Below are 18,366 nucleotides of genomic sequence, written 5' to 3'. Positions count from 1 at the left end.
GTTGAGGGGTGAAGTTATGTTAAAGGCAAAAACTCGTTGGATGGTTCAGTCATCTGATGATTCGTTGATTAAAACATTTATAGATCATTTATCAATTACGCCAATTGTTGCGTCTTTACTCATAAATCGTGGGATACGTTCAATTGAAAAAGCACGTGAATTTTTACAGATTGAGGAGCAGGACTTTCACGATCCTTTCCTTTTAAAAGATATGGACAAGGCTGTCCGTCGGATAAAAACAGCGATTGAAAATGACGAAAAAATAATCATTTATGGAGATTACGACGCCGATGGGGTCAGTAGTACAACCGTTTTGTTAACTACTTTACGAAAACTGGGAGCACAGGCAGACTTTTATATACCGAATCGATTTTCCGAAGGATACGGTCCTAATGAATTAGCCTTTAGAGAAGTTTATAAAAATGGATTTTCGTTGATTATTACTGTCGATACAGGAATTGCAGCTGTCCATGAAGCAAATGTTGCAAAGGAGCTTGGTGTTGATCTGATTATTACAGATCACCATGAACCAGGACCTATTTTACCTGATGCATTCGCCATTATCCATCCAAAGCAACCGGAATGTCCTTATCCATTTAAGGAATTGGCTGGTGTAGGTGTTGCATTTAAGTTAAGCCATGCATTACTTGGTGAATTGCCATCCGACTTGTTAGAGATTGCTGCAATTGGAACAATCGCTGATCTTGTGGCTTTGCATGGTGAAAACAGACTGATTGCAAAAAATGGTATTGACCAATTAAAAACAACGAATCGTACAGGATTAAAAGCTCTGCTGAATGTTGCAAAAGTGAATAGCAATGAGATTAACGAGGATACGATCGGGTTTGCGTTAGCACCTCGAATTAACGCTGTTGGCCGTTTGCAGTCGGCAGATCCAGCTGTAGATCTACTGTTAACAGAAGATGCTGAGGAAGCATTTGACATCGCGCAGGAAATCGATTTGTTAAATAAAGAACGACAAAAGCTTGTAAGTTCCATGACTGAGGAAGCAATTGAGGAAGTAGAAACAAGATTCCCAATTGAAGATAATCCCGTTATAGTTATCGCAAAAGAGGGCTGGAATCCAGGAGTTGTCGGTATCGTTGCTTCACGGCTTGTTGAACGTTTCTATCGTCCTACCATTGTTCTATGTATTGATAAAGAAAAAGGAATTGCAAAAGGATCAGCGAGAAGTATAGTTGGATTCGATTTATTTGCAAACCTTTCTACTTGCCGTGATATTTTGCCCCATTTCGGTGGGCATCCAATGGCTGCAGGAATGACTCTTGCGCTCGAAAATGTGGATTCTTTAAGAAATCGATTGGTTGAAAATGCGAAGAGTATTTTAACTGAAGATGATTTTACACCAATTACGAAAGTGGATGTAAGCTGTAAATTAGAAGATATTACGGTTAAATCAATTGAAGAAATGCAGCGACTTGCTCCGTTTGGAATGGGCAACCCAAAGCCAATCGTGCAGATAGAGGAAGTGACGCTAGCAAACATTCGCAAAATTGGTGCAGAACAAAATCATTTAAAGCTTGTTTTTGAGCAGGAGGAACATCAATTAGATAGTGTAGGGTTTGGCTTTGGTCATATTCATGATGAATTGTCTCCCTCTGTCACATTATCGGCAATTGGGGAATTATCTATAAACGAATGGAATAATTTTAGAAAACCTCAATTAATGCTACAGGACGTTAAAGTTGATCGTTGGCAGTTATTTGATTTCCGCGGAACTCGCAATGTTGATAAGTTGTTAAAAACGTTAACTTCTACAAAGGATACAGTGATCATAACTTTTCGATCATCGTTATTTGAAAGCTTAAAAAATAAAGGTTTCGAACAAAATTCAATTTTAATTGAATCGCAAGCAGTTGCTCAGGAACTAAATATAAAAAATAAAAACCTTGTTTTATTTGATATTCCTTCGTCACTTATGCTAATTGATGCATTATTTAGCAATGGAATACCGGATAGAATTTATCCGATTTTTCTACAAGAAGCAGACCACTTTTTTGCTACGATTCCGACGAGAGAGCACTTTAAATGGTATTACGGTTTTCTTCTGAAAAAAGGTCCGTTTAAACTAAAAGAACAAGGGAAACAATTAGCTTTGTACAAAGGCTGGTCAGAAGAAACAGTTGAGTTTATGTCACAGGTGTTTTTTGAGCTGAAATTTGTTACAATAGAAAATGGTGTTGTTTCGACAAATTTCTCATCGCAAAAAAGAGACCTAACCGAATCGAAAACATATGCGCAAAAACAAATGCAAATTGAGTTAGAAAAAACGTTATTATATACATCTTACATGCAGCTTAAAGAGTGGTTTGAAGACCATTTTAGTCAGCAGATACGCATGTGAATGTATAAGGAGGACAAAAGAAAAATGGATTTAAAACAATTCATAACAGTCGTACCGGATTATCCAAAACCAGGAATCCAGTTTAAGGATATTACAACATTGATGGATAACGGTGCTGCGTATAAATATGCGACAGATCAAATCGTCGATTATGCTCGTGAAAAACAAATTGACCTAGTCGTTGGTCCTGAAGCACGCGGTTTTATCATTGGCTGCCCAGTTGCATACTCGCTTGAAGTTGGTTTTGCTCCTGTTCGTAAGGAAGGGAAATTGCCACGTGAGGTTGCACGAGTTGAATATGGACTTGAATATGGGAAAGATGTATTAACAATTCACAAAGATGCGATTAAACCAGGTCAACGCGTATTAATTACTGATGATTTGCTTGCAACTGGAGGCACAATCGAAGCAACGATTAAACTTGTTGAGGAACTAGGTGGCGTTGTTGCGGGGATTGCCTTCTTAATCGAATTATCATATTTAGATGGACGAAAATTGCTTGATGGCTACGATGTATTGACATTAATGCAATATTAAAAGAAAAGCACTCTAATTGGGTGCTTTTTTTAAAAAATTTTTTAGATAAAGGAAACCAGGCAGATCTTCGCCAATTTATCCTACTCTTAACAGGCAGTAAACCCATTAACTTAAATTTCGTGGGCTACAAAGAGGCTAGGTGGAGGATAAGCTTTAACATTGGGTTCATCGTCCATTGTAGCTACAAAACACGTACAAATTTCAACATGATTCTTCACTTCTAGAAATACTTTCATATCCAATTTTAATTTGAGATAATTCTCAATTTTTATCAAGTCAAGGTAGTAAAACTTTCATAAAATAGAATAATAAAAAGAAATCAGTAACGAGACTAGCTAAAAAGTAGGATTTTTCTTTACATCTGATCCATTTTTACTGATAATAGTTACAATATAGTATAAATTCTAACGGACTTATTAGTTACTTTTAGCAAATATTTAATTGAGTTATTAAACGAATGATTTGTTTTCTAATTAACAGTTCCTCTGCTTGGCATTATAACAATTGTTTAAAATCAGAGGTCTTATCAAAGTTTTCATTATAAAAAGGTGATTCCATGGCAAATGAACAAGTATTATCTTCAGAGCAAGTGATTGAAAAGGCCCGGCGTTATTTGTCAGCTGACGATACCGCTTTTATTCAACGTGCCTTTAACTTTGCAGAAGAAGCGCATCGAGAACAATTCCGAAAATCAGGTGAACCATATATTATCCATCCAATTCAAGTTGCGGGAATATTGGTAGAATTAGAGATGGACCCCTCTACAATAGCGGGCGGATTCTTACATGATGTTGTGGAAGATACCGATGTTACTCTCGACGATTTGCGTTCGAAGTTTAATGACGAAGTAGCAATGCTTGTTGATGGAGTAACGAAGCTAGGGAAAATTAAATATAAATCGAAAGAAGAACAGCAAGCAGAAAATCATCGAAAAATGTTTGTTGCAATGGCGCAAGATATTCGTGTGATTTTAATTAAGCTTGCTGACCGCCTTCATAACATGAGAACCTTAAAACATTTACCGCAGGAAAAACAACGACGTATTTCAAACGAAACGTTGGAAATCTTTGCACCTTTGGCACATCGTTTGGGGATTTCAAAAATAAAGTGGGAGTTAGAGGATACATCTTTACGCTATTTAAATCCACAACAATATTACAGAATTGTTAATCTCATGAAAAAGAAGCGACAGGAACGTTTGGAATATTTAGATCAAGTCATCGACGAGGTCCGCATTCAAGTGAATGAGGTAAATATTGAAGCAGAGTTTTCTGGTAGACCGAAACATATTTATAGCATTTATCGTAAAATGGCCTTGCAAAATAAACAATTTAATGAAATATATGATCTGTTAGCGGTCCGAATCGTCGTCAATAGTATAAAAGATTGTTATGCAGTGTTAGGGATCATTCATACTTGTTGGAAGCCGATGCCTGGCCGCTTCAAAGATTATATCGCGATGCCAAAGCCTAATATGTACCAATCGCTTCATACAACTGTTATCGGTCCAAAAGGTGATCCACTTGAGGTCCAAATCCGTACGTTTGAAATGCATGAGATTGCTGAATACGGAGTTGCGGCTCACTGGGCATATAAAGAAGGAAAAGAAATTGAAGAAAAGACAACATTAGAGAAGAAACTTTCCTGGTTCAGGGAAATATTAGAGTTCGAAAATGATGTAACAAATGCGGAAGAATTTATGGAATCGTTAAAAATTGACCTATTTTCAGACATGGTCTTTATTTTCACACCTAAAGGTGATGTCATTGAATTACCTGCGGGTTCCGTTCCGATTGATTTTGCTTACCGTATTCATTCAGAGATTGGGAACAAAACCATCGGCGCTAAAATAAATGGGAAAATGGTAACATTAGATTATAAGCTAAAAACGGGAGACATTATTGAAATCTTAACATCGAAGCATTCTTATGGCCCGAGTCAGGATTGGTTAAAGCTTGCTCAAACTTCACAGGCTAAAAATAAAATCCGCCAATTCTTTAAAAAGCAACGACGCGAGGAAAACGTTGAAAAAGGCAGAGAAATGGTTGAAAAGGAAATTAAAAACCTTGAATTTGATGTAAAGGAAATAATGACAATCGAAAATTTACAACGAGTAGCGGAAAAATTTAATTTTTCTAATGAAGAGGATATGTATGCTGCTGTTGGCTATAATGGTGTTACCGCTTTACAAGTTGCAAATCGATTAACCGAAAAGTGGCGGAAACTGCGTGACCAAGAGGAACAGGAAAAAAATGTCGCAGAAGTCCTTACAGAGGCAAAAAAATTCCCTTCCACATCATCTAGAAAACGTGATGCAGGTGTTCAAGTAAAAGGGATTGACAATTTACTCATTCGATTATCTAAATGCTGTAATCCTGTACCAGGGGATGATATTGTTGGCTTTATTACGAAAGGACGCGGTGTTTCCGTCCATCGTGAGGATTGTACGAATGTTCATAACGAGGATGCTAAAGAGCGTCTAATTGATGTTGAATGGGAAAACCAACCTTCGACAAGCCGTAAAGAGTACAATGTTGAAATTGAAATTTTGGCATACGATCGTCGACTTTTATTGAATGAAGTTTTACAAGTTGTAAATGAAACAAAAACAAATATTTCCTCTGTTTCTGGCAAATCAGACCGTAATAAAGTTGCGACGATTAATATGGCTATTTCAATATCGAATATAAACCATTTACAAAAAGTGGTTGAACGAATCAAGCAGATTCCAGATATTTACTCTGTTCGAAGAGTGATGAATTAAGGTAGGGTTTTTACGATGAAGATAGTTATTCAACGGGCTAAAGAAGCCAAAGTAACTGTAGAAGAAAAGGTCGTTGGAGAAATTAACGAAGGTGTGATGGTCCTAGTCGGAATCACACATGATGATACAGAAGCTGATGCTGAATATATTGCAGATAAGGTAGCCAATTTAAGAATCTTTGAAGATGATGCAGGTAAAATGAATCATTCTTTATTAGATATAAATGGACAAGTTCTCTCCGTTTCACAATTCACCTTGTACGGTGATTGCCGAAAAGGAAGACGTCCAAATTTTATGAATGCGGCAAAACCAGATTATGCAAATGATTTATATGAGTATTTTAATACGAAATTAAGGGAAAAAGGTCTACAAGTTGAAACAGGAACGTTTGGAGCAATGATGGATGTTCGATTTACAAATGTAGGACCTGTAACGTTAATCTTAGAGAGTAAATAAATAGTGAAAAGCTAGCCTCACCTATGTTTATCGGTGAGGCTAGCTTTTTTACTGACTTGTTCTTATGCCATGCCTGAGGCTGATCAAGGCGCTTCCGCTTTTGTTTTAATATTAGACTTGATAAGTTTTGGCTTCGAGAATTGTCCAGCTGCAGCGCCTAGCCCCTCGGGGTCATAAGCCACGCATGAATTGAAGGCAAAGTACGCCTTCTATTCATGCGCGTCTTATGCCATGCCTTAGGCTAATCAAGGCGCTTCCGCTTTTCTAATTCATTTAAAGTATTGTGCTAACCCATTAAAAATTCCTTGTGCCGCACGTTCTTGATAGCTTGTTGTCTGCACTGTTAATTCTTCTGCTCTATTACTTAAAAAGCCTAATTCTAAAAGAGCAGCGGGTGCATGATTTTCACGAAGTACGTGGAAGTTTCCGTATCTCGTACCTCGGTCTCTTAATTTTGTTTGTTTCACTACTTCTGAATTTAGTTTTGCCGCCAGCCTGGCATCTTTTTGTGAATTGAAGTAGTAAATCGTTGTTCCAGATGCACTTCTATCGCTCATACTATCAAAATGAAGGCTGATAAAAGCTTGAGCATTACGATAATTTGAGGTGGCAACTCTTGAGCTTAGGCTAACGTAAGAGTCGTTAGAACGGGTTAGATAAACATTTGCACCGGCTGATTTTAATTTGTTGTACAGAAGTTTAGAAGTTGCCAATGTAAGCTTTTTTTCTAAAGTGCCTCTGCTACCAACTGCCCCGCTATCCTGTCCGCCATGTCCTGGGTCAATGACAATTGTTTTGTTTTTTACATATTGCGCAGATCCGGATTTTGTCACTGGAGAAGAAACACCACTTGTTCCTGCAACCCAACCAGCAATATAGCCAATTTGCTTGCCTTTAAGTTTAATTTTATACCAGTCACCAATCGTATCAATTATTTCATAGGTCTCACCAACATTGGCTCTTTTTAAAATGGAGTGGCTTGTGGATGAGCCTGAACGTATGTTTGTTCCATCATAAAGAATGTTGACTTGCTTATTGTTATTTGAGCTTTGCGCTGTTGCGTTTTTAGTATCACTTTTTGAAATATACCAACCAGCTACCCAGCCAGTTTTGTTTGAATGATTGCTTATTTTATACCAATCATTTTTTTCCTCAACAATTGAAACCTTTGTTCCTTTGCTTATAGATCCAATGATCTTTCCATTTAAAGATCCGTTGTCCCTAATAGATAATGTAGTAGCTGTGACAGTTCCACTAGCATTTGCTACTCGGCTATTTCCAGTCGAATGATTAGAGGTTGTAAATGTTAAATAATCATTATGTACCCAGCCTTTTAGGCCTGTAGTTTCGATTTGCACCCAGTCACCTTGCACTTGATTAACTGCTACAATCGTATTCTTTTTTAAGCTTCCTACACGTGCTCCACTTGTAGTAGGCGTTTTTCTTACATTTAGAGAAGTTGCGGTTACACTCGCTTTATTGGTGACTACCTCAGATTGCTGCGAGTTGGAATTACTCGTGTTTCCCTTAACATAACTTGCAGATACCCATCCTTGTTTACCTAAGTATGATATTTTGATCCAATCGCCGCTTTTAGTTAAATATGTAGCCTTTTTGCCCTTTTCAAAGACACCGACAACAGCAAACGATGTACCTGGTCCGGAGCGAAATCTTAAGCCAGATGCAGCCGATTCAACGGTACCACCGTCACTAGTAATAGATTGCGTGGTAGAGGTGTGATTGGCTCCCTTTCTCTGAGTTACAAGCCACTCTGCAACCCATCCAGTTGAATTACTCGATAGTTTAATTTTAATCCAATCATTTTTCTTTTCCACGACATCATATGCTTGCCCTTTTTTTACTTTGGCAATAACAGCAGATGATAAAGCTGCTCCACTTCGAACATTTAAAACATCAACATTTATGATGATCTGTTCGTTAGCTGCATTCGATGTCGGAATGGCGCATACAAACGAAGCAGCGAAGAAAAGCGCGAAACATATGAATATGGTCAAACCTTTGCGAATCAACAAAAAATCCTCCTTTTTTAAATTGCTTAGCGTACTATAAAATTCTTGAACTGTGGATAAGCGCACGACATCCAGCGCAAGCGTCCGATCCCTCTTGGGTCTAAGACAATCAGGAATTGAAGGTGAAAAACACACCTTCTATTCCTGATTGTCTTATGCTTGCCTTAGGCTGAGCAAGGCGCTTGCGCTTTTGTTTTTGCTAAATGCACCAATTCACTAATTATATCGTCAATCCTGTTAAAATTTGAAATAAAATCTCCCAAAAAAGGAAAAGATATTAATAATGATTCTTTTTTCGAAGGGAAGTGAGAAGATGAGAAATAGTGAAAAGGGAGAGTTATCGCACTCTCGTCGAGATGTATTTGGTGTAGATTTTCATGATTTTATAAAAAATGAACAAAATAATACGTCAGTAGAATTAGCATCAGAATTTGGACTTTCTCTGCAAGAAGTAAGGAATTTAAAAAAACATTTAAATCGTTCTTGACATTATACGTCAAAAATTCGTATGATAAGATAAAATTCGATAAAAACGATTCGAATCAAGTTCTTTACATATCCTTTGAACCAGTGAGGGAGAAAAGTAAATAAGAATACACATGAGTAGAGAGGAAATGCCTTAGGCTGAAAGCATTTCTACATGATGACTTATTGAAAAACACTCCTTAGGTTTCTCTCTGAAAAACAAATTGTTTAGTAGGAGAAGAACGTTACAGGCGTTAACTGATTGAGTGGGAATAGATGTAAGGTCTATTTCAACTAGGGTGGAACCACGGGTATAACTCTCGTCCCTACATTATGTAGAGACGGGAGTTTTTTATGTTCAAAGGTAAGAAGGGAATAATAACCTAATCTGCGGATAGCTAAGTTTTTAATGACATCAACAAATGTGAGTTGAGCTAGCTCCTTCCACAGCTAATTGAAGCCTTAGTCTGAAGTCATTTTTAGTTTTCTTTTCAATTAAGATCGTTACGTTACTACGTTAGTACCTTTTAGTCAAGCAAGTACAGTAATGGAGGAGAAAGTAATGTCATTCCAAATACCTAGAGGAACACAGGATATTTTACCGGGAGAAGTTGAGAAGTGGCAGTTTGTTGAAAATACTGCGCGTGATTTATGTAACAGATATCAGTATAAAGAAATCCGTACGCCGATCTTTGAGCATACTGAATTATTTGCTCGGGGTGTTGGTGAAAGTACCGATATCGTTCAAAAGGAAATGTACACCTTCCAAGATCGTAAAGGGAGAAGCATGACGTTAAGACCTGAAGGAACAGCGTCAACTGTACGTTCCTTTGTGGAAAAAAAGCTTTATGCTAACCCATCGCAACCAACAAAGCTCTATTACATTGGGCCAATGTTCCGTTATGAACGTCCGCAAACAGGTCGTTTTCGTCAATTTGTTCAGTTCGGTATCGAGGCACTTGGAAGTAATGACCCGAGCATTGATGCAGAAGTCATCTCACTTGCTATGTCATTATACCAAACACTCGGTTTAAAAAGCTTAAAGCTTGTGATCAACAGCTTAGGTGATGCGCAAAGTCGTAAAGCACATCGCGAAGCGTTAATCGCACACTTTGAACCGAGAATCGGAGAGTTTTGTTCGGATTGTCAAAATCGTTTAAAACAAAATCCTTTACGAATTTTAGATTGTAAAAAGGATCGCGAGCATGAATTGATGAAAACAGCTCCATCGATTCTTGAATTTTTAAATGATGAGTCAAAAAACTATTTCAATAAAGTGCAACAATACTTAACTTCAAATGGTATCCCTTTTGAAGTAGATCCGGGGCTAGTTAGAGGCTTGGATTATTATAATCATACAGCGTTTGAAATCATGAGTAATGCAGAAGGCTTTGGTGCGATCACAACACTTTGTGGAGGTGGTCGTTATAATGGTTTAGCACAAGAGATTGGTGGTCCTGAAACACCGGGGATTGGATTTGCGTTAAGTATTGAGCGTCTTTTAGCAGCACTTGAAGCTGAAGGGGTGGACTTACCAATTTCTTCTGATATCGATTGCTATATCGTGACAATGGGTGATCAAGCGAAGGATCGCGCAGTATCATTGCTTTATGAAATAAGAAATGCTGGACTAAAAGCTGAGAAGGACTATGAAGATAAAAAAATGAAAGCTCAATTTAAAGCTGCAGATCGTCATCAAGCAAAATTTGTTGCTGTTTTAGGTGAGGATGAGCTTGAAAAGAATGTGATTTCTGTTAAAAATATGGAAACGGGCTCACAGGAAGAAATTGCAATTGATCAACTTATTTCATATTTAAAATAAAACTAGTTTGTATATAAAAGGAGAGAGTTTCATGTTTGGTCGTACCTATTATTGTGGAGAAGTACCAGAGTCAGCGATTGGAGAAACAGTTGTTTTAAAAGGTTGGGTTCAAAAACGTCGTGACCTTGGAGGCGTTATTTTTATAGATTTTCGTGATCGTACAGGTGTTGTTCAAATCGTTTTTAACTCAGAAACATCTGAAGAAGCATTAGCAATTGCAGAAAAAGTACGAAATGAGTATGTGTTAGATATTAAGGGTAAAGTTGTTTTACGTGATGAAGAAACAGTAAACCCTAATATCGCTACTGGGAAAATCGAGGTTTTAGTTGAGAACGTAACGATTATAAATGCAGCCAAAAATCCTCCGTTTATGATCGAGGATAAATCAGAAGAAGTTTCAGAGGATGTTCGTTTAAAATATCGCTATTTAGATTTAAGAAGACCTGCATTATTTAACACAATCAAAATGCGTCACAACGTAACAAAATCGATGCGTAATTTCTTAGATGAGAATGGCTTTTTAGATATTGAAACACCAATTTTAACGAAGAGTACACCAGAAGGAGCACGAGATTATTTAGTACCTAGCCGTGTGCACGAAGGTGAGTTTTATGCATTACCACAATCACCACAAATCTTTAAACAACTTCTTATGGTATCAGGCTTTGATAAATACTATCAAATTGCTCGTTGTTTCCGTGATGAAGATTTACGTGCTGACCGTCAACCTGAATTTACACAAATCGATATTGAAGCTTCATTTATGAGTCAAGATGACATCATGTCAATGGCAGAAGAAATGATGGCTCGAATTATGAGAGAAACAAAAGGAATTGAAATTGAACGTCCAATTCAAAGAATGTCATATGATGAAGCAATGGGGCGCTTCGGTTCAGATAAGCCGGATACTCGCTTTGGATTAGAGCTTGTCGATGTAGGTGAAATCGTTAAAGACAGTGGCTTAAAAGTATTTGCAAGCGTAGTGGCAAATGGTGGGCAAGTAAAATCAATCAATGTAAAAGGTGCTGCTGCTAACTATTCTAGAAAAGACATGGATGCTTTAGCTGAATTCGTTGCACCATACGGAGCAAAAGGTCTAGCTTGGTTAAAAGTTGAAGAAGATGGTTTAAAAGGTCCAATCATTAAGTTCTTTACCGAAGAAGAGCAAAATGGCTTACTGAAAACATTAGATGCAACTGTTGGAGATTTACTTGTGTTCGTAGCTGATAAAAAGTCAGTTGTAGCAGATGCATTAGGAGCACTTCGTGTAAAATTAGGTAAAGAGTTACAGCTTATTGATGAAAGTAAATTTAACTTCCTATGGGTCGTTGACTGGCCATTATTAGAGTATGATGAAGTGACGAAGCGCTATAAGGCTGCACACCATCCATTTACAATGCCTGCTCGCGAGGATCTTGATTTATTTGAAACAGATCCAGCTAGCATGAAAGCTCAAGCTTACGACATTGTTCTTAATGGGTATGAGCTAGGTGGAGGATCAATTCGTATTTTCGAAAAGGACATTCAAGAAAAAATGTTCAAACTATTAGGTTTCTCGGAAGAAGAGGCAAAAGAGCAATTTGGTTTCTTACTCGATGCATTTGAATATGGCACACCACCACATGGCGGTATCGCTCTTGGTTTAGACAGACTTGTTATGTTATTGGCTGGTCGTACAAACTTAAGAGATACCATTGCTTTCCCTAAAACAGCAAGTGCAAGTGATTTATTAACAAATGCACCAAGTACTGTTAGTGAAGCACAGTTAGAAGAATTAAGTTTAGAATTGCGTGATTAAGTAACAAACAGACCCTTTCCGATATTTGGAAAGGGTTTTGATTTTGAAAAAAGCGAAAAGTAAATACGGGATACAAAAGAGATCATTCAAATGTGTTAGTATTATTAGGCTATTCGGAACTAATAATTCGGATTATTCTAGTTGTCAAGGGCTTGAAATGAATTTTTCTATATGATATTCTAAATTCACAGACATTGAAAGCGCTTTAAAACAAATGAAAGTCCTGATGTGTTCGTTGTACACCTAGTTTTGACCAACACTTTTTCTACGGGAGCTTGTGTTTCTGGATAGAGTAAAAGCCTCTAACTCGACTTTGAGGACTTACAAACATCTTGAGTAAAGCACCCACCTGCTAAGGGCGGGATCAAAACAAGGGAATCGACTACGGCACGATTGGGATCACTTTATTTAACGAAAAAGGGTCTGTCCTCTCTATGGGGACAGACCCTTTTTCGTCGTCTAGCATAAAGGATATAATTCTTGTACTGTGGATAAGCGCACGGCATCCAGCTACAGCGCCTAGCTCCTTGAGGTCAAAAGTGGTTTATTTGCCCGAGGCTGATCAGGGCTCTTTTGCTTTTGTTCTTAAAAACACTTGCTTTTCTACCCATGTATGTTATATTCTTTTTCAGGTAAAAATAACTGTCATTATTATGATGGTAAGGAAATTATACGGATTGTAAATGGAGTGAGTCAGTTGCTACATCAATTTTCACGTAATGAATTAGCAGTAGGTAAAGAAGGCATAGATATTCTTAAAAATAGTACTGTAGCAGTTCTAGGTGTTGGCGGGGTTGGTTCTTTTTCAGCAGAGGCGCTTGCAAGGTCTGGGGTAGGAAGAATCGTTTTAGTTGATAAAGATGATGTTGATATTACAAATGTTAATCGGCAAATCCATGCGCTAATCTCAACAGTCGGACAACCGAAAGTTGATTTAATGGAAGCACGTATAAAGGATATTAATCCGGATTGTGATGTTATTTCTCTTAAAATGTTTTATACGGAAGAAACGTATGAGCAGTTTTTTGATCAAAAGCTTGACTATGTCATTGATGCTTCTGATACAATTGCTTATAAAATTCATTTAATGAAGGAATGTTTGGATCGAAATATACCAATCATTTCTAGTATGGGTGCAGCAAATAAAATGGATCCAACAAGATTCCAAATTGCAGACATTTCGAAAACTCATACAGATCCGATAGCGAAGGTCATTCGTACACGTTTACGTAAAGAAGGGATTCGCAAAGGAATCAAAGTAGTTTTCTCAGATGAGAGTCCAATCGTTATTCGTGAAGACGTTCGTAAAGAGGTTGGAAATGATACTGCACAAATCAGGAAGGCAAAAATGCCGCCATCATCAAATGCATTCGTTCCTTCTGTAGCGGGTTTAATAATGGGAGGACATGTTATCACAGAATTATTAAAGGACATAAAAATTGTTCGAGTTAAGGATGAAGTGAAAAGAGGCTAATTAGTAGCCTCTTTTTTAATTAATTTACATATTTCTTTTCTTCAATCGTGCTTGCTTGATCAAACACACTCATTAATAAGGTATATTCATCTATGACCTTTTTTCTATTCTCAATTAGCTGATGATATTTTAATGTAAGCTCTTCATTTTCCCTCTTGAGTCGGCCGTTTTCCATTACTAGTTCGTTATTTTCTGATCTTAATTCTGGGCTGTCTTTTGTACTGTAGGTACTTAAAAATGTAATACAATCTTCAAAGTTAAGTGTTAGATGTGACATAGAGCGCACAGGTGCATCTTGCTCGATTTCATGAATAAGTTTTTTCGTATCAATTGTTTGAGACTCGGGCTTTTGTCGTTGTTTTTGATCTGACGTCCGTTTTCTTTCTTTCCGTTGTTTTTTTGCAATCTCGACGGCATCCACATAGCGGGTGCGCACTTCTGCGTTCCAGCGGTAGCCACATGCTGCAGAGGTGCGATTTAATTCATCTCCAGCTTCATCAAACGCGGCAACCTGTGTGCTATCATCACGTATATGCCTTAGGATTGTTTCTGCAAGCAGTAAATCGTCTTCATGAGACCAAGCATCTCGTCTAACCTTCATGATGCCCTCCTTAAGTGTGCTTTTAGCATATCGTGTCCGAAATGTGGCTTATTATTCAAATGAATAGCTTAAAAGGTGAAACTGCCTTTGAATGAAGTTGCACTATATAAAGTTAATGTGGTATTTAGAGAGATTTCTAGTTACTTAACTTCTTTGTTGATTTAACAGCTTTTCATATACCTGACTTAGTGTTAATTCAAATTTACCTGTCTTTTTCGGTTCGTAATACACTTTCGATTTTAAGCGATTTGGCAAGTACTGCTGTTTTACCCAGCCATTTGGATAGTCGTGAGGATATAAGTAATCAATTCCTCTTCCTAACGTTTTGGCACCCTGATAATGAGCGTCCTTTAAATGGTTTGGCACATCTCCTGTTTTTCCAGCTCTTATATCAGCAATTGCATAATCTAATGCTTTGTATGCACTATTTGATTTTGGGGATAGACATAATTCAATAACTGCATTAGCTAGTGGAATTCTTGCTTCAGGAAAACCTAATCGTTCAGAAGATTCAATAGCTGCTAATGTGCGTGCGCCTGCTTGTGGATTTGCAAGACCAATGTCCTCATATGCAATTACTAATAGCCTTCGGTTGATACTAACGAGATCACCTGCTTCAATAAGTCGACCTAAATAATGTAAGGCTGCATTTACATCAGATCCCCTAATTGATTTTTGGAAAGCGGATATGACATCATAGTGGGCATCGCCATCTTTATCATGAACAAAGCTTTTCTTTTGGAGGCATTCCTCAGCAATGTCTACATTAATATCGATGATTCCGGCTTCATTTACTTCAGTAGATAGTACCGCAAGCTCAAGAGCATTAAGCGCAGAACGCACATCACCACCACAGCTACCTGCTAAATGGTGAAGGGCATCATCTGTTAAATTAATTTCATGTTTACCTAATCCGTTCGCTTGATCAAGAATAGCTCGACGTAAAGCTTGTTGAATTTCTTGTTCTTCGAGTGGGTGAAGTTCAAAAATCTGACATCGACTGCGAATCGCAGGGTTGATCGCATGGTATGGATTACTTGTTGTTGCCCCTATTAAAATAATCATTCCGTTTTCGAGATATGGTAGCAAAAAATCTTGTTTTGCTTTATCAAGTCGATGTACCTCGTCTAAAATTAAAATGACTTTTCCCGACATTTTAGCTTCCTCTACGACAATCTCCATATCCTTTTTATTATTTACAACAGCATTCAGTTTCCGAAATGCTGTACCTGTACTACCGGCAATTGCAGTTGCAATCGAGGTTTTTCCAGTACCGGGTGGACCATATAAAATCATCGAAGACAAATGCTTTGCCTTTACCATTCGATGAATAATTTTTCCTTCAGCAACTAAATGTGATTGACCGATAATGTCTTCCAATTTTTTCGGTCTCATTCGATAAGCTAATGGTTGTTTCAATTTAAAACACTCCAAACCTTTAATGAACTAGTAGTTTTATCTAGAGATTAACGCGCTGGTAGTATAACCGGCTTTCAAAACATAGTGGAATCTGAAAAATCTAAGGACGTAATGAAGAAGGTCCTAACTACTGGATGTCTTGCTTTATCAAGCTGTATAGCAAATGTAAACGTTTTGTCCAAGCGGTGAAGTTGGTTTTAGTGCCTAATAAGTTAATAATATGCTATAATGGCTAATGTTCAAAGTAAGAAACAATATTAACTGAGTGAGTTTTGCGCATTTGACACCTTTTGAAGGTATCTTCACAAAAATCGGGGGATCTTGTATGGAGAAAAAGAATAATATCATTCAATCCATTGCAAAATGGGTTGTTTATTTTACAGGGTTACTCATTATGTCATTAGGGGTCGTTTTAACGATTAAAGCTGACCTAGGTGTTTCTTCTTGGGAAGTTCTCCATATTGGCCTTTATTATCAACTTGGTTTGACGATTGGGACTTGGACAATTATTACAGGTGCAATCGTTCTATTGGTATCAACACTTTTAACAAAGAAGCGGCCGATGCTTGGTGCCTTTTTAAATATGCTATTTATTGGGATATTTATTGATTTATATTTAATGATACCTTTTCTTCAAACACCCGAATCAATTATCGGACAATTGATTATGCTGTTGATAGGAATTGTTGTGTTAGGCTACGGTATGGGCTTATATATATCTGCAAAATGTGGTGCTGGACCTAGGGACGGTTTAATGATGGCACTTGTAGAGAAGACAGGAAAATCGATTTCTGTTATTAGGGGAAGTATTGAAGTTATCATTTTAGTTATCGGATGGATTTTAGGTGGACCGGTATTTATTGGTACAATCATTACAACAGTAATGATTGGTTATATCGCAGGAATGACAATCCCGTTTTGTCAAAAAACAACAGATCGATTATTAACAAAACTATCTAGCCATTACGGAAATTACGAAGAGATGAATTTGCTAGATCGTAAAATATAGGGGGCGTTAGTAGATGAAAATATCGACAAAAGGACGTTATGGTTTAACAATTATGATTGAATTGGCACGAAAGCATGGAGAAGGACCAACCTCTTTAAAAAGTATTGCCCAGACGCATAATTTATCAGAGCATTACTTAGAGCAATTAATCGCTCCTTTAAGAAATGCAAGACTTGTAAAAAGCATTAGAGGTGCTTACGGTGGATATGTATTAGGAAAGGAACCAACGGAAATTACCGCTGGGGATATTATTCGTGTTCTTGAGGGACCAATTAGCCCTGTTGAAGTATTAGAGGATGAAGAACCTGCTAAAAGGGAGCTTTGGATTCGAATTCGCGACGCAGTTGTTGATGTAATTGATAATACAACTCTTGAAGATCTTGCTAACTATACAGAAGATGGTGAACAAGAGCCATATATGTTTTATATTTGATTGTTTAATTTTAACGAAAGGAGGGGATGTTGGTGAGACAGATTTATTTAGATCATGCTGCAACTTCCCCAATACATCCGGAAGTGCTTGAAAAAATGCAGCCGATTATGTTAGAAAGCTTCGGAAATCCTTCAAGCATTCATACATTCGGTAGAGAAGCTCGCCGTATTCTGGACGAGTCAAGAAGATATCTTGCAGGGACGATCGGGGCAACACCAGCTGAAATTATTTTTACAAGTGGCGGCACAGAGGCTGACAATCTTGCTGTTATTGGAACTGCATTAGCAAATCAGCACGCAGGAAAACATATCATCACGACGCAAATCGAGCATCATGCTGTTTTGCATGCTTGTAGGTTCCTAGAAGGAATCGGTTACGAAGTTACGTACCTGCCCGTTGATGAGCAAGGGGTAATTTCTATCAATCAATTGAAAGAACATCTCACGGATCAAACAATACTGGTCTCTGTTATGTATGGGAATAACGAGGTTGGCTCTATTCAGCCGATTAATGAGATTGCTCATTTACTAAAAGACCATCAAGCTTTCTTTCATACTGATGCTGTCCAAGCATATGGAATGGCAGAAATAAATGTGAAAGAAATGGCGATAGACTTATTATCTGTTTCAGCACATAAAATAAATGGACCTAAAGGTGTAGGGTTTCTATATGCAAGGTCAGGTATCAAGCTCCAACCGTCCTTATTTGGTGGAGAACAGGAGCTTAAGCGCAGAGCGGGGACAGAAAATGTGGCAGGTATTTATGGGTTTAGTCACGCGTCCAAGCTTGCATTAACAACTCGTGAACAAAAAACCGAGCAATACAAAGCATTTAAGAATGAGATGATGTCAATCTTTGAAGACTACAATCTACCATATCAAATAAATGGGGTAGTAGATGGATTACCACATGTATTCAATGTGTATTTCCCGAAAACACATATTGAATCATTATTAATAAATTTAGATTTAGCTGGAATCGCCGCTTCAAGTGGGTCAGCATGTACAGCAGGTTCAGTCGATCCTTCACATGTATTAGTTGCCATGTTTGGTAAAGAATCAGACCGGATACTATCTTCAATTCGGTTTAGTTTTGGTTATGGAACGACCGTTGAAGATATTCACTATGCAGCACATGAAATCGCAAAGATTGTTAAAAGAGTAACAGCTAAGGGTAATAATGGAGGTAATTAG

14 protein-coding genes, 1 other RNA gene and 1 other annotated feature are annotated in these 18,366 nt (G+C 37.6%); of the genes, 12 read left to right on the top strand and 3 right to left on the bottom strand.

Going from position 1 to position 18,366, the window contains the following annotated elements; all coding sequences use genetic code 11:
- Nucleotides 1-16 precede the first annotated feature (16 nt).
- From recJ to dtd, 4 genes are all read left to right on the top strand, one after another.
- Entirely contained in the window at nt 17-2,365 is a 2,349-nt protein-coding gene (gene recJ, locus K9V48_RS03655; RefSeq protein ID WP_224137030.1) for a single-stranded-DNA-specific exonuclease RecJ, read from the top strand.
- Between the two features lie 24 nt (nt 2,366-2,389).
- Nucleotides 2,390-2,902, top strand: coding sequence for an adenine phosphoribosyltransferase (locus K9V48_RS03650; protein ID WP_224137028.1), 513 nt, complete (start codon nt 2,390-2,392; stop codon nt 2,900-2,902).
- A gap of 556 nt (nt 2,903-3,458) precedes the next feature.
- Nucleotides 3,459-5,666: a RelA/SpoT family protein gene (locus K9V48_RS03645; protein WP_224137026.1), complete on the top strand. Its 2,208-nt coding sequence runs from the start codon at nt 3,459-3,461 to the stop codon at nt 5,664-5,666.
- Nucleotides 5,667-5,681: 15 nt separating this feature from the next.
- Complete coding sequence (gene dtd / locus K9V48_RS03640) at nt 5,682-6,122, top strand: D-aminoacyl-tRNA deacylase (RefSeq protein ID WP_224137024.1); 441 nt, start codon at nt 5,682-5,684, stop codon at nt 6,120-6,122.
- Nucleotides 6,123-6,391: 269 nt separating this feature from the next.
- Here the strand turns inward: dtd and K9V48_RS03635 are convergent, their stop codons facing one another.
- Complete coding sequence (locus K9V48_RS03635; protein WP_224137022.1) at nt 6,392-8,152, bottom strand: N-acetylmuramoyl-L-alanine amidase family protein; 1,761 nt, start codon at nt 8,150-8,152, stop codon at nt 6,392-6,394.
- Between the two features lie 313 nt (nt 8,153-8,465).
- Between K9V48_RS03635 and K9V48_RS03630 the strand changes: the two genes are divergently transcribed.
- The 5 genes from K9V48_RS03630 (at nt 8,466) to K9V48_RS03610 (ending at nt 13,711) form a co-directional block, all read left to right on the top strand.
- Nucleotides 8,466-8,639 (top strand): hypothetical protein, encoded by a 174-nt coding sequence (locus K9V48_RS03630; RefSeq protein ID WP_224137020.1) that lies wholly within the window; start codon nt 8,466-8,468, stop codon nt 8,637-8,639.
- A 74-nt stretch (nt 8,640-8,713) separates the two neighbouring features.
- Nucleotides 8,714-8,948: a binding site (T-box leader), on the top strand.
- Between the two features lie 231 nt (nt 8,949-9,179).
- Nucleotides 9,180-10,439, top strand: coding sequence for a histidine--tRNA ligase (gene hisS / locus K9V48_RS03625; RefSeq protein ID WP_224137018.1), 1,260 nt, complete (start codon nt 9,180-9,182; stop codon nt 10,437-10,439).
- A gap of 31 nt (nt 10,440-10,470) precedes the next feature.
- Complete coding sequence (gene aspS / locus K9V48_RS03620) at nt 10,471-12,237, top strand: aspartate--tRNA ligase (protein ID WP_224137016.1); 1,767 nt, start codon at nt 10,471-10,473, stop codon at nt 12,235-12,237.
- 217 nt (nt 12,238-12,454) lie between these two features.
- Nucleotides 12,455-12,641, top strand: a non-coding RNA gene (gene ssrS / locus K9V48_RS03615) — 6S RNA.
- A gap of 293 nt (nt 12,642-12,934) precedes the next feature.
- Nucleotides 12,935-13,711 carry a tRNA threonylcarbamoyladenosine dehydratase gene (locus K9V48_RS03610; protein ID WP_224137014.1) on the top strand — a complete coding sequence of 259 codons (777 nt, stop codon included), beginning with the start codon at nt 12,935-12,937 and terminating at the stop codon, nt 13,709-13,711.
- Between the two features lie 19 nt (nt 13,712-13,730).
- On the opposite strand, the gene K9V48_RS29375 is transcribed toward K9V48_RS03610, so the two are convergent.
- Together K9V48_RS29375 and K9V48_RS03600 are read right to left on the bottom strand one after the other, a co-directional pair.
- Entirely contained in the window at nt 13,731-14,312 is a 582-nt protein-coding gene (locus K9V48_RS29375) for an RsfA family transcriptional regulator (protein ID WP_308012495.1), read from the bottom strand.
- Nucleotides 14,313-14,456: 144 nt separating this feature from the next.
- The gene (locus K9V48_RS03600) at nt 14,457-15,707 is read right to left on the bottom strand and encodes a replication-associated recombination protein A (protein WP_224137169.1); all 1,251 of its coding nucleotides are present in this window, start codon (nt 15,705-15,707) and stop codon (nt 14,457-14,459) included.
- Nucleotides 15,708-16,056: 349 nt separating this feature from the next.
- Here K9V48_RS03600 and K9V48_RS03595 point away from each other — a divergent pair, with 349 nt between their 5' ends.
- The 3 genes from K9V48_RS03595 to K9V48_RS03585 are packed head-to-tail and all read left to right on the top strand — an operon-like array spanning nt 16,057 to nt 18,366.
- Nucleotides 16,057-16,740: a YczE/YyaS/YitT family protein gene (locus K9V48_RS03595; protein ID WP_224137012.1), complete on the top strand. Its 684-nt coding sequence runs from the start codon at nt 16,057-16,059 to the stop codon at nt 16,738-16,740.
- A 13-nt stretch (nt 16,741-16,753) separates the two neighbouring features.
- A complete protein-coding gene (gene cymR / locus K9V48_RS03590; protein ID WP_224137010.1) occupies nt 16,754-17,173 on the top strand; it encodes a cysteine metabolism transcriptional regulator CymR in 420 nt (139 codons plus the stop codon).
- A 32-nt stretch (nt 17,174-17,205) separates the two neighbouring features.
- On the top strand, nt 17,206-18,366 hold the full coding sequence (locus K9V48_RS03585) for a cysteine desulfurase family protein (protein ID WP_224137007.1): 1,161 nt from the start codon (nt 17,206-17,208) through the stop codon (nt 18,364-18,366).

This window comes from Metabacillus rhizolycopersici (genome assembly GCF_020075705.1).
The sequence above is the reverse complement of the archived record's forward strand: the minus strand, read 5'-3'. Positions and strand labels throughout refer to the sequence as shown.